The 19817-nt window shown below is 47.5% G+C and carries 16 protein-coding genes; 9 read left to right on the forward strand and 7 right to left on the reverse strand.

The window, feature by feature from the left end:
• Positions 1 to 73: 73 nt before the first annotated feature.
• The 5 genes from EA392_10425 (at position 74) to EA392_10445 (ending at position 8815) form a co-directional block, all read left to right on the forward strand.
• Positions 74 to 2500, forward strand: a complete 2427-nt coding sequence (locus EA392_10425) for a transketolase (GenBank protein TVR38317.1) — start codon at positions 74 to 76, stop codon at positions 2498 to 2500.
• Positions 2501 to 2617: 117 nt separating this feature from the next.
• Positions 2618 to 5635, forward strand: coding sequence for a TonB-dependent receptor (locus EA392_10430; GenBank protein ID TVR38300.1), 3018 nt, complete (start codon positions 2618 to 2620; stop codon positions 5633 to 5635).
• Between the two features lie 31 nt (positions 5636 to 5666).
• Positions 5667 to 7355, forward strand: coding sequence for a T9SS C-terminal target domain-containing protein (locus tag EA392_10435; protein ID TVR38301.1), 1689 nt, complete (start codon positions 5667 to 5669; stop codon positions 7353 to 7355).
• 66 nt (positions 7356 to 7421) lie between these two features.
• Positions 7422 to 8234, forward strand: coding sequence for an N-acetylmuramic acid 6-phosphate etherase (locus tag EA392_10440; GenBank protein TVR38302.1), 813 nt, complete (start codon positions 7422 to 7424; stop codon positions 8232 to 8234).
• Positions 8234 to 8815, forward strand: coding sequence for a hypothetical protein (locus EA392_10445; GenBank protein ID TVR38303.1), 582 nt, complete (start codon positions 8234 to 8236; stop codon positions 8813 to 8815). The genes EA392_10440 and EA392_10445 overlap by 1 nt, the downstream gene beginning before the upstream one ends.
• A gap of 6 nt (positions 8816 to 8821) precedes the next feature.
• Here the strand turns inward: EA392_10445 and EA392_10450 are convergent, their stop codons facing one another.
• The 3 genes from EA392_10450 to EA392_10460 form a co-directional block, all read right to left on the reverse strand.
• Positions 8822 to 9904, reverse strand: a complete 1083-nt coding sequence (locus EA392_10450; protein ID TVR38304.1) for a hypothetical protein — start codon at positions 9902 to 9904, stop codon at positions 8822 to 8824.
• Entirely contained in the window at positions 9901 to 10437 is a 537-nt protein-coding gene (locus tag EA392_10455; protein ID TVR38305.1) for a T9SS C-terminal target domain-containing protein, read from the reverse strand. Before EA392_10455 ends, EA392_10450 begins: the two co-directional genes overlap by 4 nt.
• Positions 10438 to 10572: 135 nt before the next feature.
• A complete protein-coding gene (locus tag EA392_10460; protein ID TVR38306.1) occupies positions 10573 to 11283 on the reverse strand; it encodes a YebC/PmpR family DNA-binding transcriptional regulator in 711 nt (236 codons plus the stop codon).
• A 126-nt stretch (positions 11284 to 11409) separates the two neighbouring features.
• Between EA392_10460 and pepT the strand changes: the two genes are divergently transcribed.
• The 4 genes from pepT (at position 11410) to EA392_10480 (ending at position 16970) form a co-directional block, all read left to right on the forward strand.
• Positions 11410 to 12648 (forward strand): peptidase T, encoded by a 1239-nt coding sequence (pepT, locus tag EA392_10465; protein ID TVR38307.1) that lies wholly within the window; start codon positions 11410 to 11412, stop codon positions 12646 to 12648.
• An 80-nt stretch (positions 12649 to 12728) separates the two neighbouring features.
• Positions 12729 to 14009, forward strand: coding sequence for a CPBP family intramembrane metalloprotease (locus EA392_10470; GenBank protein TVR38308.1), 1281 nt, complete (start codon positions 12729 to 12731; stop codon positions 14007 to 14009).
• 618 nt (positions 14010 to 14627) lie between these two features.
• Positions 14628 to 15080 carry a hypothetical protein gene (locus tag EA392_10475; protein ID TVR38309.1) on the forward strand — a complete coding sequence of 151 codons (453 nt, stop codon included), beginning with the start codon at positions 14628 to 14630 and terminating at the stop codon, positions 15078 to 15080.
• A 57-nt stretch (positions 15081 to 15137) separates the two neighbouring features.
• Positions 15138 to 16970 (forward strand): BspA family leucine-rich repeat surface protein, encoded by a 1833-nt coding sequence (locus tag EA392_10480; protein ID TVR38310.1) that lies wholly within the window; start codon positions 15138 to 15140, stop codon positions 16968 to 16970.
• Positions 16971 to 17198: 228 nt separating this feature from the next.
• On the opposite strand, the gene EA392_10485 is transcribed toward EA392_10480, so the two are convergent.
• The 4 genes from EA392_10485 to EA392_10500 all read right to left on the reverse strand — a co-directional run bounded on the left by EA392_10485 (position 17199) and on the right by EA392_10500 (position 19761).
• Positions 17199 to 17753, reverse strand: coding sequence for a transposase (locus EA392_10485; protein ID TVR38311.1), 555 nt, complete (start codon positions 17751 to 17753; stop codon positions 17199 to 17201).
• Between the two features lie 381 nt (positions 17754 to 18134).
• Positions 18135 to 18656 (reverse strand): ORF6N domain-containing protein, encoded by a 522-nt coding sequence (locus tag EA392_10490; protein TVR38312.1) that lies wholly within the window; start codon positions 18654 to 18656, stop codon positions 18135 to 18137.
• 174 nt (positions 18657 to 18830) lie between these two features.
• Positions 18831 to 19487, reverse strand: a complete 657-nt coding sequence (locus EA392_10495; protein TVR38313.1) for a hypothetical protein — start codon at positions 19485 to 19487, stop codon at positions 18831 to 18833.
• 1 nt (position 19488) lies between these two features.
• Complete coding sequence (locus EA392_10500) at positions 19489 to 19761, reverse strand: hypothetical protein (protein ID TVR38314.1); 273 nt, start codon at positions 19759 to 19761, stop codon at positions 19489 to 19491.
• Between the last annotated feature and the right edge of the window lie 56 nt (positions 19762 to 19817).

Below are 19817 nucleotides of genomic sequence, written 5' to 3' on the forward strand. Positions count from 1 at the left end.
CTATGAACTCCAACTCGGTTTTACTATCTTTGCGCGGCCCGGAATCTCCCGTGCTGCTTTAACATTGCTGCTTATGTCCACAGAAACACAACTCACCCCAACCGACATCTCTCAATACGTTCAGGAAATCCTTAACGACTACCGTTTGGCCTGTATGAGCCGCGAGGCTTCACTCCTCGGACGGAAAGAGGTGCTCACGGGTAAAGCCAAGTTTGGGATTTTTGGCGACGGAAAGGAAGTAGCGCAGATTGCCATGGCCAAGCAATTTCAAAATGGCGACTGGCGTTCAGGATATTATCGCGACCAAACCTTCATGATGGCCATTGGAGAGCTTACCGTGCAACAGGCCTTTGCCGCGCTTTATGCACATCCTGATTTGGACGCGGAACCCACTTCGGGCGGAAGGCAAATGGGTGGACACTTTGCCACGCGTACCATTGACGAAAACGGAAACTGGAAAAACCTTACTGAGCTGAAAAACAGTTCTGCCGATATTTCACCCACAGCCGGACAGATGCCTCGTCTTTTAGGGCTTGCGCTGGCTTCTAAGGTGTTTCGCGAAAACGAGCAATTGCACAGTTTTGACCACCTGAGCCGTGCCGGTCGTGAAGTGGCTTTCGGAACCATTGGCGATGCAAGTACCTCTGAGGGCCTTTTTTGGGAGACCGTAAACGCAGCCGGTGTATTGCAGGTGCCCATGGTGCTTTCTGTGTGGGATGACGGATGGGGAATTTCCGTTCCCAAAAAATACCAAACCACCAAGGAAAGTATATCAGCGGCGCTTGCCGGATTTAAACGCTCACCCGAAGCGGCAGGTTGGGAAATTATCAACGTAAAAGGCTGGGATTATGCTGGATTGTGTCTTGCGTACGAAAGAGGCGTGCGCATAGCCCGCGAAGAGCACGTGCCGGTATTAATTCACGTGGAGGAAGTGACCCAACCCCAGGGGCACTCAACCTCAGGCTCGCACGAGCGCTACAAAAGTAAGGAGCTGCTTGAGTGGGGAAAAGAATTCGATTGCAACAACCAGTTCCGCAAATGGATCCTGGAATTCAGGTATGAAGGTGAAGCCATTGCCACCGCCGAGGAATTAGACGCGATTGAAGCCGAAGCCAAAAAAACCGTGCGTGCCGAGCAGAAAGCCGCATGGGAAGCCTTTACCCACCCTATTAAAGCTGAAATTGCTGCAGCCACTGAATTACTGGAAAAACTTGCAACCGAAAGCTCCAACGCTTCATTGATTCATGCGGCAATCGAGGAGTTGAAAACCGCTTTCGATGCGACCCGAAAAGACATTTTTACAGCAGTTCGCAAAGGCCTGAGAGCCTCCAGAAGTGAAAACTCTGCCACCCGCAATCAGTTGGCAGCCTGGTACCGGGAGCAAAAAGAACTGAATCACGATCGCTACAGCGGACAATTGCACTCCGAAAGCGCAGAACGGACAGAAAATATCAGGATGGTAGCTCCCACTTTTGCAGATGACGCACCTAAGGTAGATGGTCGCATTATCCTGCGCGATAATTTCGAGGCTCTTTTCCGCAAATACCCTACTCTTCTCACATTTGGAGAAGACACAGGTAAAATTGGCGGTGTGAATCAGAGCATGGAGGGGATGCAGGAAAAATTTGGCACCCTGCGCGTTACCGATACAGGAATCCGCGAGGCCACCATTGTGGGTCAGGGAATAGGGATGGCCATGCGAGGCCTGCGCCCCATTGCCGAAATTCAGTACCTGGACTACCTGCTCTACTGCCTGCAAATCATGAGCGACGACCTGGCTACTGTGCAGTACCGCACCAAGGCCGGACAGAAAGCACCATTGATTGTGCGCACACGCGGACACCGACTGGAAGGCATCTGGCATGCTGGCTCCCCAATGGGAGGAATCATTCACCTTGTACGTGGGGTTCATGTGTGTGTTCCGCGAAACATGCTCACCGCAGCAGGCATGTACAACACTTTGTTGCAGAGCGACGAACCCGCGTTGGTGGTAGAGCCATTGAACGGCTACCGCTCCAAGGAAACCCTGCCCAACAACCTGGGCGATTTCACCTTGCCTTTGGGAATTCCGGAAATTACCCGCGCAGGAAATGACCTCACCATCGTTTCGTACGGCTCAACCTTTAACCTATGCACCCGAGCTGCCGGGCAACTCGAAGAACTCGGCATTGACGTGGAGCTGGTGGATGTGCGAACCTTGCTTCCTTTTGACGTGAACCACCTCATTTCAGACTCCATCCGCAAAACAAACCGGGTGCTGTTTGTGGACGAAGACGTGCCCGGAGGCGCTACCGCTTATATGCTCGATCAGGTGGTAAACGGTCAGAAGGCGTACTACCATCTGGATAGCGAGCCCCGTACGTTGTCGGCCAAGGCCCACCGCCCAGCCTACGGATCGGATGGAGATTACTTCTCCAAACCAAGCGTTGACGATATTGTGGAAGCTGCCTACGACATCATGCACGAGGCTGATCCGGCGACTTTCCCGGCCATTTATTAGCTTTCATGTTTGGGTGAAAATTGCGGTCGGATAGAAATATTCGGCATGCAGATGATTTGCGTCATTTTTTTCTACATTTGGTAGCGAAGTGAGACCAACCCAAACAAACACCTGTTCATGCTGAAGTCATTCCGGCAGATTTTCGGAGTTTTCTGCCTTTTTTTCGGATTGTTATGTTCTGCGGAATCTATCCAGGCCCAAAAAATCACCATCTCAGGAAGTGTTTCCGATCAGATTACCGGTGACCCGCTTATTGGAGCTACTGTTCGAATCAAAGGAACCACCACAGGAGCCATTGTAGACATTGACGGAAAATTCGCCATCACTACCGAAGAATCGTTACCCATTGTACTCGAAGTGTCATTCGTAGGGTACGTTACGCGCGAGTTCACGGTAAATTCCTTCGACGAAAAGCTCCGGTTCAAGCTATCTACGGATGATATCCTGATGAAAGAGGTGGAAATTGTGGGCGAGCGGATAGACGAACGGCAAAAGCAGGCGGCGCTCACAGTAGAAACCATGGACATCATTGCCATCAAGGAAACCCCATCCGGTAATTTCTACGAAGGTTTGGGTAACCTCAAGGGGGTTGACCTTACCTCCCCCAGTTTGGCGTTTAAGATTATCAATACCCGAGGCTTCAACAGCACATCTCCGGTAAGGTCACTTCAACTGATTGACGGAGTGGACAACCAATCGCCCGGACTCAACTTCAGTCTCGGAAACTTTTTGGGCGCCTCCGATCTGGACGTGATGCGCGTGGACCTCATCGCCGGAGCAAGCTCGGCCTTTTATGGCCCCGGGGCTTTCAACGGAGTGGTGAGCATGACCACCAAAAACCCCTTTGTTTTTCAAGGACTCACCGCAGAAATGAAAGTGGGTGAAAGAAACCTTTACCAATTTGCCATGCGCTGGGCCGATGTAATCAAAAACAGCGCCGGCGAGGACAAATTTGCCTACAAGCTCAATGTGCTGTACATGCAGGCACAAGACTGGGAAGCTACCAACGCAGCGCCGGTAGATGGCTCGCCGGTTGGTGCCGATAACCCCGGAGGATACGATGCCGTAAACCGTTATGGAGACGAAGACCTTGCAGGTGGAAACAACTTTTCACAGACTCTCGGGCAGCGCTTCAACTCGCCGGGGCTTGGTATCTTTTACCGAACCGGCTATTGGGAAAGCGACCTGATGGACTACAGCACGGACAACCTCAAGACCAATATGGGACTGTACTACAAAGTAACGCCCAAAACAGAGTTGAGCTATAACTTTAACTTTTCCAACGGATCTACTGTTTACCAGGGAGATAACCGATACCGCCTGCAGGATGTGCTCTTTTTTCAAAACCGTATTGAAATCAGGCAGGAAGACAAATTCTTTATCCGCGCTTATGCCACCCACGAAGACGCCGGTAATACCTATGATGCCGTGGCGACTGCATTTATCCTTCAAAACGAAGCAAAAAGCAATACCGCCTGGAACACCAACTACTCGCAATACTGGAACCAGATTATTCGCCCTCAAATCATTAACAGTTCTGAATATCAAAATTTACTGAGCTCAAATCCGGCGCCTTCTATCGGCGACTTCATTGCGGGCATCGGCACCGAATACGACGACTTTGCGCAGGCGCAGGCGGCTTTCTCAGCAGCCAATTTAGCATGGCGGCAAGAGTTTGTTCCGGAAGTGGAATCATGGCTTCAGAGCAACCCTGAGCTGCTTCAGCAGTGGCACGATGAAACCCGCAAGAATGCCGACACCCAGGCAAGTGGTAACCAGAGTGCCAGACTTGAACCCGGAACTCCCGAGTTTCAGGAAAGGTTTGACGACATAACCAGCCGCACTTTTACAGAAGGTGGTTCTCGATTTTTTGACCGATCGGCACTGTACCACATACACGGCGAATACAAATGGGAACCCAAAATGTGGGATGTGAACTGGGGAACCGTAATTGCCGGTGCAAATGGACGGCTTTACACACCCAACACGCGAGGAACCATTTTTAGCGATACCCTTCAGTACACCCGCGAGGTGATTGACGGAGAGGTTGTAAAAACAGATTCTTCGTACCGCCGCATCACCAATGCCGAATACGGTATTTACGTTGGTTATGAAAAGAAATTCATGGAAGACCAGCTCAAACTTAACCTGAGTGGCCGAATGGACCACAACGAGAATTTCGATCCTGTGTTTTCTCCGGCTGCTTCTTTGGTTTACACCCCCAATATCAATCATAACTTCAGGTTTTCTTTTTCGAGCGCTGTTCGGAATCCAACCCTTGCAGACCAGTATCTTTTTTACGATGTAGGAAGGGCTATACTGCTGGGTAACCTTGATGGCTATGAAAACCTCGTTACTCTAGAGTCATTCGGCGAATACATCAACACCCCGTCGTTGGTGGAAGGCCTTGGAAAATTAGAGTATTTTGATGTGAATCCCGTAAAACCCGAACAAGTGCGCACCCTGGAGTTAGGCTATCGCACCACCCTCTGGGATCGGCTGTATATGGATTTGGGATACTACCACAGTTGGTACACCGATTTCATCGGATTTATTTTGGGGGTTGACCTTGAAGTAAACCCCTTGAGTGGTGCCCCTACCAATGTGCAGGCTTACCGAATTTCTACCAACTCCCAGGACATGGTAACCACCCAGGGTTTCACCGGAGGACTCAATTACTACTTTAAGAACTACACGCTCAATTTTAACTACTCATTCAACAGGCTGGATATGCGTGATTCTGAAGACCCCATTATCCCGGCTTTCAACACACCTGAACACAAATTCAACCTCGGTATCTCCGGTCGGGATGTGAAAATGTTTGGATTGCAGAACTGGGGCTTTTCGGCCAACTACAAATGGATTGAAGGCTTTCTCTTTGAAGGCTCACCGCAATTTACCGGTATGATTGATTCCTACGACCTTTTCGACGCTGCCATCAGCCTCCGCATTCCCAAGTGGAAATCTACGTTCAAACTGGGCGGAAGCAACCTCTTTGGTATTCGTCCGCTCTTTGATGGACGTGGAGATGCATTCAACCGAATGGTAAGAAACGATGTATTGCAAGTGTACGGCGGACCATTCGTTGGAAGATTGGTTTATTTTTCAGTGTTGTTCGAGTTCGACAAAAAATAATTGCTAACTTCATCCCATAAACCAAAACCGCATGAACATGAAAAAATTACTACCCGCATCTCTGATGTTTACCGCCCTGCTGATGGGCATCAACACTCAAGCACAGAGGTATTTAACCGAGATTTTCACGAGCAGTGAGATTGAAACCAGCATGGATGTGACCTATGCCACAAACATTGATTTCCTCTTTTCGAACCTCAGTGACCCGGCGGCAGTGCAAGCTGACCTGATAGCTATTCAAACAGCAATTGGAGGTGGTAATCCCATCCCGGAAGAGTATTATAATCCCGCCAGCTCAACCGCTATCAAGGTGACTGATATTAAGATGGATATCCGCAAGCCCTCTGATGCGGCTGATGACGAAAACGAGCGCCCTGCCATTATTTTTCTGCACACCGGTAATTTTCTGCCTCCCATTGTAAATGGTGGTATTACCGGAAGTAAAATTGACAGCTCGGGTGTAAACCTCGCCAAGCAGTGGGCCAAGCGTGGCTTTGTAGCCGTGAATGCCTCTTACCGCCTGGGGTGGAACCCCGTTTCAACCGACCCTGATGTGCGTCGCGGAACCCTGCTCAATGCTGTTTACCGCGCTTTTCAGGATATCCAAATGTGTATTCGCCACCTCAAAGCCAACGCGGTTGAGCTTGGTATTGACCCCGACAAAATTGTGGTTTATGGTCATGGCACCGGAGGTTACGTTGTAAACACCTTGAACTATCTGGATGATATACAAGAACTCTTCCTGCCAAAATTCATTGACAGCAACACCGGTAACTCTTACGTAGATGTAAACATTGTTGGAGGGCTTGATGGCTACGGCGGATTTCTGAACCTCTACCAGGATATGGGAATAAGCTCTGACTTTGCTTTTGCCGCCAACGCCGGCGGTGCTTTGGGCGATGAATCATGGATGACCGGTGGCGAAGCGCCCCACGTGGCGTTCCACACCATTCGCGACCCCTTTGCTCCTTTTGACGAAGGAACAGTAATTGTGCCTACCACAAACGAAGATGTAGTAGATGTACACGGTTCCAACTTCTTCATTCAAAAAGCCAATGACCTGGGCAACAACAATGTTTTTGCCGATTTCCCATCGGACCCCTACACGGACGCAGCACGTTCGCACTACGGGCAGACTTACGAATACATCTACCCTGCTCCCAACAACACCATCACGGTTGCTTCTACGCCCGAAGGATTGTTCCCTTTCCTTCGTCCAATCAACCCACTGAATGTCTTTTTGAACGAAGGAAGCCCCTGGGACTGGTGGGACTTCAACACCCTTCAGGCAGTAGTAGCCGCATACAATGCAGCAACAGGTGCCAATGTTGATGCCAATAATCTGCACCAGCAAGGTGTTGCCGGTAACCCGGGCATGGGACCTGAGAAAGGACTTGCGCACATCGACACCATTCAGGGATACCTCGTTCCACGTATCATCGCGGCACTCGATCTTGTAACAGGTATTGACGAGGCTCCTGAGAAAATTGTAGAGTTGGATGTTTTCCCCAACCCTGCAACCGACTTCGTCACTTTCGAAACCAAAGGTGAGCGTATTGACTACATTGAGTTGTACGACTTGCGCGGACAGCGTATCATGATTGAAAACGTGAACAACACACGCTACACCCTGCAGCGCCGAAACATAGAAAGCGGCATGTATGTAGCCGCGCTCTGGTTTGATGGTAAACGGGCAACTACCAAGGTGATTTTCAAGTAACCATTATCACTCTGAAATGATTAAAACTCCCGTCCTTTGGCGGGAGTTTTTTTGTACCTTTTATCCATGAGTAAGAAAATCACAGAAGCGTCCTCCCGATACGACAACCTGGAACAAATGCCTGTGCGTGCGTTGCTGGAGAATATCAATCGCGAAGACCACAGTGTACCAATGGCCGTGGCTCAATCTATCAATCAGATTGAAGCGGTGGTGCATGAGGTTGTGAGCCGGATGAAACAAGGAGGCAGGTTGTTCTACCTAGGTGCCGGCACCAGCGGTCGGCTGGGAATTGTTGATGCCTCTGAATGTCCGCCTACCTTTGGCGTGCCCCACAATTGGGTTATTGGATTGATTGCCGGCGGTGATGCAGCCATCCGAAAAGCCGTAGAATTTGCCGAAGACGACCCGCTGCAAGGCTGGAAAGACCTGGAAAGTCATCAGGTAAACGATAAAGATTTTGTGATAGGAATAGCGGCGTCCGGCACCACGCCATATGTAGTTGGTGCGCTGGAACAATGCAACCGTCGTGGCATCGGCACAGGGTGTATTACCTGCAACCCAGGGTCTCCCCTCGCCCGCACTGCCGCCTACCCCATCGAGGTAGAAGTAGGCCCTGAATTTGTAACCGGCAGCACCCGAATGAAATCAGGCACAGCCCAGAAATTAACCCTCAATATGATTTCCACGGCAGTCATGATCCGGCTGCAGCGGGTAAAAGGAAATCGGATGGTTGATATGCAATTGAGCAACCAAAAACTCGTTGAGAGAGGAACCCGAATGATTGCCGAGCAACTGGGCTGCTCAACCCACGAGGCCCACCGCTTGTTAACAAAATACGGCAGTGTGAGAAAAGCCCTGGAGGCCCAACGTGAAGACTGATGCAAGACCTTGAACCTTATTACGATTGGCGTAATCTTTACGCCGCTGAAGCAGATGAACGCTCGCCCTTTTTTGCACGCGAGTACAGCGAGTTTACGTACACCGATCACATCTACGACCACTACATCCACCCGCAGTGGGACAATATGGGCTCACCCTCCTTGTTTATCAAGCTTCTTTTTGCGGATTACGACGAAGGGTTCTGCATCATTGAAATGATTGGCGAGTGGAATGACTGTCTTCACAATGACATCATGACACTGAAGCGCGACATCATTGAACATCTGCAATACGAAGGCATTCACAAATTTATTCTCATCGGAGAAAACGTATTGAACTTTCACGCCTCCGACGATTGCTACTACGAAGAGTGGTTTGAAGAAGTAAGCGAGGAAGACGGCTGGATTTGCCTGCTCAACTTCCGCGATTTTGTGTTGGCCGAAATGAGTAGTGCGGGCATTGACCAGTACATGGCGATGGGGGGTTCTTTCAACACATTCAACAACTGGCGAACCTTCAGGCCTTTGCCTTTGTATCAAAAAATTGAGCAGCTCTTTAACCGTAGGATGCTTCCCGCCTGAAAGCCATCAATCTTTTACACAGCGAACTGAGAATCCGCTTCTGCGATGCTCGAAGGTAGTAAACACGTTGTTATGTCCGTAGCTCAGCTCGCGGTAAAAAGCCTCGTTAGGACCGAAGTCAGTAGATGTCCAGTAGCAGGCCATCACACCCAAAGCATTAAAAAAGCCGTCATCTTCCCTGAACCCTCCCGGGAGCAATGACATTCCGCTCTCATTGGAGCCTCCCATATTGGGCTCAAACCAGTACTGGGTTCCGGCGCTTTTCAAGGCTCCGCCTGCTGCCATACCGCCAAATAAGTCGGTAAGTTCGTCCCACTCTTCATTGGAGGGCACGTGCCAGCCCGCAGGGCAAATATTTCGATCGTCCTCTACTGCATGCCAGTTGTACAGTCTGCCGTAGGGAATTTCGGTATTGCAATCATTCATGTACCATGCACATGCACCATCATCCAGCCATTCCCACACCTCATCATCCATAACAATGGGAATCTCATCGCCGTTGCTGTACGTTGTAGCCCGAAGGTTTTCGGCCATCCATTCCTGGTCTCCCACAATGATAGTGGCGTAGGTGTTACCTTCAATGTCACTTACCTCTCCGTACTCGAGAGCAGCATTCAGGAAATCGTCGATTACACCGGGGGTCGAGACCTCAATTACTTCGCCATAGCCTACCCCCATGCCGTTTTCTGCGAACGCCCGAACATAATAACTTGTTTCCATTTGAAGGTCGGTCAGTTCTACCATAAATGCACCCATGCCACTGCCTGCCTCCAGCACATTGTCGGCAACCGTGGGCCCGGGAGAAGTACTCCAGCAAATTCCGCGAGATGTAACATCCAATCCGCCGTCGTTCAACACCTCACCCATGGCTTCAAACCGATCTTTCAGCACACAATCAACGCCGGTTGTTTCTACCAGCGGTTCAAAAAGCGGGTCTCCATCCATGCTGTGGGTTACGCTGTCAATCTGATTCAGCGGAATTTGCATCACACTACCGTCATTGAGGTAAATGTTCATGGTACTTTGGGCATTCAAAATGCTTGTAGAACCAATCATCAACGAAATGCAAAAGAGGTAGAAATTTCTCATGGTTGTACAACAACTTTAGTGGTGACGGATGCAGTTGGCGTACTCAGTCTGCACAGATAGGTACCCGGTGAAAGGCCGTGAACATTCCACTGAAGCTCATGCAACCCCGGGGGCTGCGTACCCTCGTGAAGCTCGCGAACCCTTAGGCCGCTGAGGCTGTAAACTTCCACACGCAGCTCAGAAGCATCCTTTAACTCGTACTGAATAGTAACATGCGAACGCGCAGGATTCGGAAAAATGTGCGCAGTGAGTTCCTGCGTAAGCTCAAGTAATTCCTCCTGAATAGACGTAGGCTCCTGGTAGTTGAAGTACCTCAACACTTCCAGACTCCACGTATATACCGAGCCGTTGTTGAGATGCAGGCTGATGGTTTCCTCTGTATAGGTGAGTTTGCGCACATCCTCCAGTGAGTAGAAAGCCTGGTTTCCACTTGTGTATTTCATGTGAAGGTGTTGGGCATGTACATCACCCAAGGGTAGGATAAATGGGGAAAACAGCCAGAAAAACGTTATGCCAACCGTGGTTATCTTCATCGCAGGTTGGCCAAAACTACCCCATAATGCCCTCAATACAAAACCGAAAGTCTTGTTTTACTATCGGTTCAAAACAATTTTAAAGATTTTTAACCGGTCTTTGAACAGAAAAGTGCCTCGAAGCAACTATCCCAGCTACCCCATGGTGTGGTACACCTGCTGCACGTCATCGTCATCTTCAATCTTTTCGAGTAGCTTTTCTACCTCTGCTTCCTGTTCTTCAGTAAGTTTTTTGGTGGTGGTTGGAATGCGCTCAAACCCAGATGAAATGATCTCTGCTCCCATTTCTTCAAGGGCTTTCTGGATGGCTCCAAAGGCTTCAAAAGGGCCGTAAATCATCACACCATCCTCTTCGTCAAACACTTCTTCGGCGCCAAAATCAATGAGTTCCAATTCCAATTCCTCGAGGTCTTGGCCGGTTTTCACAATCTTAAAATGGCACTTGCGTTCAAACATAAACTCCACCGAGCCACTCGTACCCAGACTTCCGTTGTGCTTGGTGAAATAGCTACGCACATTGGCCACGGTGCGGTTGGTATTGTCGGTTGCCGTTTCAACCAAAATAGCAATACCGTGAGGACCGTAACCTTCATAAATCAACTCTTTGTAATCATCACCTGAGTCTTTAGCCGAGGCCTTCTTGATGGCGCGCTCCACATTTTCTTTGGGCATGTTAACCGCCTTGGCGTTCTGAATCACAGCCCTCAGTCGCGAATTGGTTTCGGGGTCGGGGCCGCCCTCTTTCACTGCCATAGCGATATCCTTACCAATGCGCGTAAACTGCTTGGCCATTTTAGACCACCGCTTAAACTTGCGCTCTTTTCGAAACTCAAATGCTCGTCCCATGATTTACGAATTTAGGAGGCCAAATTTAGTGGAATTTCAAGTGAAAGAAACACCTGACCGGATGATCTGTGTTTCCTGAGGATTTCACGTTGATTCGCTACCTTCGCAAGCGCAATACCTTCTGAAATGAAACTTAAACATACTGTTGCTGAGCGATTTCTGCGTTACGTTAAGATTGACACCCAGAGTGATGAAAATTCTCCCAGTTGCCCCTCCACGGAAAAGCAAAAAGACCTCTCGCGTTTGCTGGTGAAGGAACTTCAGGAAATGGGCATTGAGGATGCCGAACTCGACGAGCATGGCTATGTCTATGCCACCATTCCGGCCAATACCGACAAAAACGTTCCCGTACTTTGCTTCTGTGCGCATGTTGACACCTCGCCCGATCTTACCGGCACAAACGTGCAACCCATTGTACACAAGAACTATCAGGGTCATGATATTGTGCTGCCCGGAAGGCTCGACACCGTTCTAAGCCCTTCAGACCACCCCGAATTGCTGAATCAAATCGGCAACGATATTATCACCACCGACGGCACTACCTTGCTAGGCGCAGACGACAAGGCCGGAGTGGCCGAAATCATGGATGCCGCGTGGCAACTTGTTCACAACCCTGACATTTGCCACGGAAAAATCAGGTTGCTCTTTACACCCGACGAAGAAATCGGGCGCGGGGTGGACAAGGTTGATCTTGAAAAGCTCGGAGCCGAATATGGATACACCATGGACGGCTCCACCGCGGGCTCGCTCGAAGACGAAACCTTCTCTGCCGACGGAGCAATCATTACCATCAGCGGGGTAAGTGCACACCCGGGCTTTGCCAAAGGAAAGATGGTAAACGCACTCAAAGTTGCCGCCCAGTTTGCGCAGCTCCTCCCCGACCGCCTCAGCCCTGAAAAAACTTCGGGGCGCGAAGGGTTTGTACACCCCTACCATGTGGAGGGTACAGCCGAAAAAGTGCAGATTCAAATGATCATACGCTCATTCGAAAGTCACATGTTACCTGAATATGCAGCGGTGACGGAGCAATGCCTGAAGCAAGCTGTGGCAGCCTATCCGGGATCAGCCTATCAAATGGAAGTGAAAGAACAATACCGCAACATGAAAGAGGTGATTGATCGGCATCCCAGGGTGGTTCAATACGCCGAAGAGGCCATTGAGAGTGCCGGTCTCGAGCTAAAAAAAGGAGCCATTCGCGGTGGAACCGACGGCAGCCGTTTGTCGTTTATGGGGCTTCCTTGTCCGAATGTTTTTGCCGGAGGACACGGTTTTCACTCACGCTACGAATGGGTTAGCATTCAGGACATGGAAAAAGCCGTAGAAACCATTCTTCATTTGGTGCAAATCTGGGAAGAACGCTGCTGAGTCTCCTTCCAGATTCAACAACAAAAAAGAAAAGAACCCACAAAAATTATTTAGCTTTCCCCATTGGTAAATCGTTCCAGATGTTTTCACTCTTTGTAAAGTTCCGAATGTTTTTGGTGCACCCGGTTGAGGTGGCCAAAAAGCCAATGTCGCTCCTGACACACTTCAAGGAACTTGGAGCTTTGTTGCTCATGGATGTTTTCCTGATGATGTTTTTAAGTGTTCCCATCCTTATTTTGGAACAACTGGAAGTATTCAGTCAGCAGAATCATGAGGTGATGCGGATGGTTCAGGGCTTGCCTCTGCCTTTGTTGCTGTTGTTGGGCGTTATCCTGGTTCCGTTGCTGGAAGAGGTCATTTTTCGACTGCCGCTTCGATACCGGCGCAATTACCTGCTGAGATGGGTGGTGTACATTTCTTCAAAGCTACGCGGAAAAAACATTACAGATGGTCATGAAGAGGCTCGTAAAGTGTGGCAACGACATTACCGTTGGGTATTTTACGGTTTTACGGTGGCCTTTGCGTATGTGCACATGAGCAATTTCGGGGAAGTGAGTTTAACCATGTGGCTCGTATCTCCTTTTCTGGTAGCTCCGCAGTTGGCAGCTGGGCTGATCATTGGCTATATCAGGCTTCGGCAAGGGTTTATCTGGGGAGTTGTGTTTCACGCCACGCATAACTTTGTATTTCTGGCCATTCCCATTTTTTCGGCTGTGGATACTCCGGTGGTAAACATAGAGGATGAGGCGTACAACATTGTGATTGAGGAGGTAGCCGATTTCAGTTTGGGTAACCACTCCCTAAAAACCGGCCCGTACAGATACGAAACGCGTTTCAGTTCAATGCGTAGGGTACTTTCGAACGCGTTAAATGAAAACCCGCTGAGCATTGAATTTGAAAACGAAAAACTCGCTGACCGTCGTTTGCACGTGTCGCTACAGGTTAATGACAGCACACAAAGTATGCAGAGTATTCTGCTGCGACACATGCTGCAACACTATGAACTGAAAGTGGACTCAAGCTACAAGCTCACCAAAATTTACCGTCTGGATATCAGCAATAGCGACAAACTCGCTGAGCAGTTGCGCGTAGGGAAAAAGGCGAAAGAAATTGAGACCAAGTTCACGCCAACACGTGTTTCGCTTATCAATGCCAATATGGAGATGCTTAAGAGTATTTTGGAAACGCATTACCGCATTTTTGTGGTGACCGAAATACCTGACACAGCGCGATATGACTTTTTGATTCCGCTGCACGACAAGGAAATGCTCAACAAGCAACTCAAAAGCTATGGGCTGGAATTAACCCCTGTAGATTCAGAGTTGCGTTTTCTGACTATTGTGGAGGATGGGAAGAAGTAGATTGGTCTTTTTTCGCATCAGGCCCTTTCTGCAATTTGCTTGAAATAATGCTCAAGCGAGTATATTTACAATGTGGAAATCAAGTATCGCAGAATAGGTGTTGTGGAACGAAAACACGGTTTTTTACAATCAAAATTACAGGCGGAGGCCTGGTGGTCTGCGGCGTAGCGAGACGTTACGACGATCGGGGGGGGGTTCGGCAACGGTACTATTGTTGAGTTTTACGATTTTGAGCCGAACACCACAGTGCTCCGGTCTGCTAAACGTACCCATCCAATCTGTTACCGAAAAGCTTACAAAGTACACTCCTTTCGGGTTGTGGAATTTATGACTTCTGGACATGTTTTCAAACTTTCGTCCTAGTATGCAGATATACTCTAGTAACAACAATCAATTCCACGAGAAAGCATTGACTGCGTGGAACTTGAATTTCGCGCTAGCGGGGTATTCCTCGCCCGGTGAATTCAAAAAATTCAATTGTGATTCACGGAAACACCTTCTTTTCGTCTGAAAATATATTTGTTAGATTGAATCTTTCTTTTTAGGTTTACCTAATGTTTAATCATTTGAGCATCATATTCCTTGAATGACTATTCTATTAACCGAATCCTTTTTATTATGAAAACAACTTTTTCTCTTGTAATTCTTATTGGCCTTACCATCGTTTCATTCGGCCAGATTCAATCTACTGACCAACCGATTGAGATTCGTAACTACACCTTATGTACAATAAGATTTATTGTGCATTGTTCAAGCAATGGTGATTGTGATCCAATGGGAACAACAGCTTTGGCAGAGCAGAGTATCGGGCCCAATGACAGTACCTCACTGAACCAATGCACCGGCCATTTCGCTTTCATTAAATTTTCATTTGATCTATGGGCAACATCTCATGTAATTGGTTTCGATACGAATTTACCAAATATTTGTGCTGGCTTGGAAGATTGTGATAATTACGACATGCCCTATGAATATCACGTGGGGGACATCGATGAAGACTGTATTGGGGAGGATGGTGAAATCCGGGCAAATAGGGGAGAATCGGGATGTGTTATTTGGTTTAAACCATAACCGCCAAAATTGAATTTTGAATCAAATTTTCGAATTGGTCAACTTAAATCGTGTACAATGAAAATTATTCTTAATAAACTACCCTACAGAAGTTCAAACATGCGCTGCATTATACCATTGATACTATTATTCGTTTCCTGCGGATTGGGATTAAACGGCCAAATTCCGTTTATAACAAAATGGAAAACAAACAATCCTGGCATCTCCGATAATTTTACTGTCCGGTTTTCAGTGGAAAGCCAAAGTGTTTACGATTTTGAAATAGCCTGGGGTGATGGTGTCATTGAAAACTATGCAGGGCAGGGCAGCGAGCTGTCTGTGGAGCATACCTATGCCGATACCGGGGTTTATACCATTGAAGTAAGTGGCACCTATCCCCGAAGCAGATTCAATGAGTCAGGAGATAAGTTCAAAATTATTGAAATTGTACATTGGGGCGATATCGAATGGCAAAGTTTCGAAAGCGCATTCAGAGGATGCGAAAACCTTGCTATGGTAGCCGATGACGTGCCCGATTTGTCTGGTGTAAACGACCTGAGCTATATGTTCTGGGGTGTGGACAGTATCAATCCTTCTATTTCTAACTGGGATGTTTCTACCATCACAAATATGGAAAACATGTTTACGGCAGCTTCTTCGTTCAACCAACCCATTGGCAATTGGGATGTGTCGAATGTAACAGATATGAGTTGTATGTTCTGCGCCAATCAACTGTTCAATCAACCACTGAACTCTTGGGATGTTTCAAATGTGGTCGATATGGCCAGTTTGTTTGGCTCTGCATGGTCATTTAACCAACCGCTGGATCAGTGGGATGTTTCCAGCGTAACCGACATGAGCGGAATGTTTCAGGGAACTCAGTCTTTTAATCAACCCATTGGAAATTGGAATGTTTCGAATGTGGAGAGCATGAGCCAAATGTTTATGAATGCTTCGGCGTTTAACCAACCGCTGGATGATTGGAATATTTCGAACGTAACAACCATTAACAATATGTTTTGGAACGCTACGGCATTCAATCAACCGCTGAATTCATGGGATGTGTCCAGTGTAGATGATAACGGTTTTGTCAACATGTTTCGGAATGACGTTTCGTTTAACCAGCCACTTGATCAATGGGATGTCTCAGGCATCAATACGATGAGGAATATGTTTTCTGGCGCGGTGGCGTTTGATCAGTCACTTGAAACCTGGGACGTTTCATCTGTTACCGATTTTGAGGGAATGCTCGATAACTGTGGAATGAACCCCTGCTACTACAACAGTACATTAGAAGGTTGGTATAATGCGGCTCCACAAACCAACATGAACCTGGGGGCTGTGGGGATGGAATATACTGAAGAAGGTGAGGCATTCCGCCAGGCATTGATCAATGATTTTTCTTGGTCAATAACTGGTGATGCCCAGACCGTTTTACCGGCTTTTGAAGTAAATTATGTGTTGAATGGAACCGAAATCGCTATTGTGGCCAATGGTGGTTCCGGAACTTATACTTTTTTGTGGACAGGCCCCGGTGGCTTTTCTTCGGAAGACACTGTGATCACGGCGACAGAAAATGGATTGTACACCGTTGTGGTAAGTGATGGTTGTGAGCTCTTGGAGGAAACCATAGACGTGCTGACTGTTGGCATTGAACCTGTTGAGGGTTCATCGGTAGCTGTGTTTCCCAATCCTGTCAGCCGGATTCTCAATATCAATCTCAGCCATTTTACCGCCAACGCCGGAGTACAGATTCACAACCTTTCCGGTCAATTGCTACGGGAGGTTCAATTGCAAAGTTCAGAAAATAAGGTTGATGTGAGTTGGCTACATCCCGGGGTTTATCACTGTATTATCAGAAATATGGACGGTGAAAGAATTGAACAGTTTCGTTTTGTGAAAATCAACTGATTAAAACGATCTCAAATTTAGTATCCGAACTTTTTATTGTCAATAGTTTCGCACATAGATTCTGCCACAAAAATTTGTATCATTTCAAAACAAATTCCATCTCAACACATACCGGAAAGTGATCGGAAATCCCCCGTTCCTACGCGAAAACCAATTCGACGCAGTCAATCCTTTCGCGTGGGCGTACACTTGATAAGGAGTTGATCCTGTTCATTTCTTGTCTCCATTTCACCCCACTAAAATAACATTTTCAAGCAAACCCTGCTCACCGGCATAATCCAGTGCGCTACTGTACAGGTAATGATGTGGCTCGGCAACAAAACCTGCTTCAACCGGATTTTGATGGATATAATTGACTTTTTCATCTATCACTGCATTGCTCCACAATTCTATCGGCTTATTGTCATGCCTCCAAAACTGATAGTGTTTTACATTTGAAGATTTTTCTGCAGCCTCTTTGAAATGTTCTAACATCCATTCTTTTCTGCTTTCTTGTGGATGGACTTTTATTGCTTCAACGATCTTTCCGCTGGTGAATCGTTTCATATCGCCGAGTACATTGTCTGGTTTTTGGTTTTCTGTAGTTCTGAATACCAAATGAACGTGATTGGTCATAATGCACCAAGAGAAAATCTCCATCCCCTTTTCGTTTTGACAAAACCGTAAGCTATCAAGTACGATATCGCGGTAGTCGCGTCGGCTAAAGACATCAATCCAATCTATTACCGCGAAGCTTACAAAATAAACTCCTTTCGGGTTGTGGAATTTATGACTTCTGGACATGAGATTGATGTTGCGGGTTTATGGTTTAAAGTTAAGCAATCCGTTATATATCAGCATTCCCACGCGAAAGGATTGACTGCGTCGAATTTCATTTCGCGCGGGAGCGGGGGTTTTGAACACACAGGGCTTAAAGTCATAGCAATAGTTTCAGAGCACAATTTACAAATCTTCGTTTTATCTACTGCCGCTTCTTTCGTTTTGAGGAATTCTTCTCCATCTGCCTAAAGAGCGGCTCCAGGGCCATGTGCATCAGGGTATCGAGCACGGCTTGAGGGAATTCGTGGGTGATGGGGGTGTCGGCGGGGACGATTTTTGTTTAATATATGTCGCCTACAGAACAAACAATCCAGACAAGAGGCTCCGTAGATTCATGAATCAATCTTATTTGGATTTGAATCCAATTGGAATTCTCGGGGTCTCATTTTCTTTGATAAACTGCTTCAGATAATTGAAGATGAGATCAATCTTCTCATCCTGGCCAGTTACCTTCTTGCGTATTTCTTCCATTTGGAGCAACAAGTCCTTATGTGTAAGAAGCATTTCACGCATTTTCACGAACACTTCAATGATGCTTATGCTCATCTGTACTGCACGGCCACTTCTCAAGACATTTGCAAGCTGTAAAACGCCATGTTCGGTAAAAACATACGGCATAGCCCCGCCCAGGTGCTGTTTGGAAGGTATCGCATTTTGCGATACCATGTTTTCGGTTTCTTCTTCTGTCAGCCGGAACATAAAATTTTCGGGAAAGCGCTCCTCATTTCTTTTGACTTGCTCTCTTAGCCTGATTGGCTTTACATCATAAAGCTCTGCCAAGTCCCGATCTAACATTACCCGTTGATCCCGAACCAAATAAATCTTGCTTAAAATGGTCTCCTGTGGTACGATTTCATTCTTAGCCATATTCTCTTATTTCACTTTGTAAAACTACTTTTACTGAGTCTCAAACGGATAAACTGCATCAATATCCGTCTGAATATCTTTCGTCTGATTGACTATGCAATCATACAACAAATCAAAATGTGCTTGCCCTCAAGATAGCAAGCCTCACAACATCCACCACACCCCCATCCACCCTCACCGCCCCTTTTCCATTTGTTTCAGCAGCGGCTCCAGGGCAATGTGCATAAGGGTGTCGAGCACTTCCTGCGGAAATTCGTGGGTGATGGGGGTGCCGGAGGGGACGATTTTTTCGTCCCAGCGTGATATATTCCTGAGATACAACAGCTCTCCATTTTCGTAGTAAGCGATGTAAATTTGTTGGCCGATAAGGTAGCGGTCATTGCCTGTTTCATATATTGGCCCGATTCCACCGCCCCCTGATTTCTCGGGTTCCAAACTTACATTGTAGCACACAATTGGAACCATGGTATTTCCCTCAAAACGTTGAGTACGCATAAACTCGATAAGTCTCCTTCTGTTCCATCTCAATGAAGGGTCAATCAGGAGGGCCAGGCTTGACTCATTCACAAGACTATCAATGGAGAAACCGTACTCCTTCAAAGTAACTGCGATAATGGAATCCATCTTATCGGGTAACTGCAAGGTGTCTGAAATAATCCTTTTGCTACCAATCCTTTGTCCTGCTGAAAAATGAAATGAGGAAATATCAATATATTCCGCATTCAATCTATGTGGCAGGGATCGATCATTTACCAATCGCTTTTGGGTGAAATATGGGTGAACACACGAATTGAGCAAGAACAGGCTTGCATAAACAACCAGATTCTTCATGCTACTGACCGAGTAATATGTTATGGCTTGTATTTAACCATTTATATCCCAATAAATAGCCTTTTGCTAGCTGTGAACGTCCGGTGTAAAACCCGCCCTGAGGATAGCCGTTGTACCTGGCATAAGATCGCTGCTTGATAAGGGAAGTTACCGACCACTCGGCGGCATAAGTGCCAGCACCTAGACCAATGCGGGTGTAGTCACCGAGCTCACCTTCTGCACCCACAAAATAACCTTGTGTTACGACTCCCGACAATCCCCCCGCCGCAAACATGCCCAGATGCTCCCAAGGGGTGCGACCTGTAAAATACTCTTGCGGGCTGTAGGCAA

The organism is Cryomorphaceae bacterium, from assembly GCA_007695365.1.
Taxonomy (GTDB): domain Bacteria; phylum Bacteroidota; class Bacteroidia; order Flavobacteriales_D; family SKUL01; genus SKUL01.

What these genes read in the sequence shown, in the direction of transcription:
- EA392_10425 (TVR38317.1), top strand. Translation starts at nt 74, where the DNA reads ATGTCCACAGAAACACAACTCACCCCAACCGACATCTCTCAATACGTT.
- EA392_10430 (TVR38300.1), top strand. Translation starts at nt 2,618, where the DNA reads ATGCTGAAGTCATTCCGGCAGATTTTCGGAGTTTTCTGCCTTTTTTTC.
- EA392_10435 (TVR38301.1), top strand. Translation starts at nt 5,667, where the DNA reads ATGAACATGAAAAAATTACTACCCGCATCTCTGATGTTTACCGCCCTG.
- EA392_10440 (TVR38302.1), top strand. Translation starts at nt 7,422, where the DNA reads ATGAGTAAGAAAATCACAGAAGCGTCCTCCCGATACGACAACCTGGAA.
- EA392_10445 (TVR38303.1), top strand. Translation starts at nt 8,234, where the DNA reads ATGCAAGACCTTGAACCTTATTACGATTGGCGTAATCTTTACGCCGCT.
- EA392_10450 (TVR38304.1), bottom strand. Translation starts at nt 9,904, where the DNA reads ATGAGAAATTTCTACCTCTTTTGCATTTCGTTGATGATTGGTTCTACA.
- EA392_10455 (TVR38305.1), bottom strand. Translation starts at nt 10,437, where the DNA reads ATGAAGATAACCACGGTTGGCATAACGTTTTTCTGGCTGTTTTCCCCA.
- EA392_10460 (TVR38306.1), bottom strand. Translation starts at nt 11,283, where the DNA reads ATGGGACGAGCATTTGAGTTTCGAAAAGAGCGCAAGTTTAAGCGGTGG.
- pepT (TVR38307.1), top strand. Translation starts at nt 11,410, where the DNA reads ATGAAACTTAAACATACTGTTGCTGAGCGATTTCTGCGTTACGTTAAG.
- EA392_10470 (TVR38308.1), top strand. Translation starts at nt 12,729, where the DNA reads ATGTTTTCACTCTTTGTAAAGTTCCGAATGTTTTTGGTGCACCCGGTT.
- EA392_10475 (TVR38309.1), top strand. Translation starts at nt 14,628, where the DNA reads ATGAAAACAACTTTTTCTCTTGTAATTCTTATTGGCCTTACCATCGTT.
- EA392_10480 (TVR38310.1), top strand. Translation starts at nt 15,138, where the DNA reads ATGAAAATTATTCTTAATAAACTACCCTACAGAAGTTCAAACATGCGC.
- EA392_10485 (TVR38311.1), bottom strand. Translation starts at nt 17,753, where the DNA reads ATGTCCAGAAGTCATAAATTCCACAACCCGAAAGGAGTTTATTTTGTA.
- EA392_10490 (TVR38312.1), bottom strand. Translation starts at nt 18,656, where the DNA reads ATGGCTAAGAATGAAATCGTACCACAGGAGACCATTTTAAGCAAGATT.
- EA392_10495 (TVR38313.1), bottom strand. Translation starts at nt 19,487, where the DNA reads ATGAAGAATCTGGTTGTTTATGCAAGCCTGTTCTTGCTCAATTCGTGT.
- EA392_10500 (TVR38314.1), bottom strand. Translation starts at nt 19,761, where the DNA reads ATGTTTGCGGCGGGGGGATTGTCGGGAGTCGTAACACAAGGTTATTTT.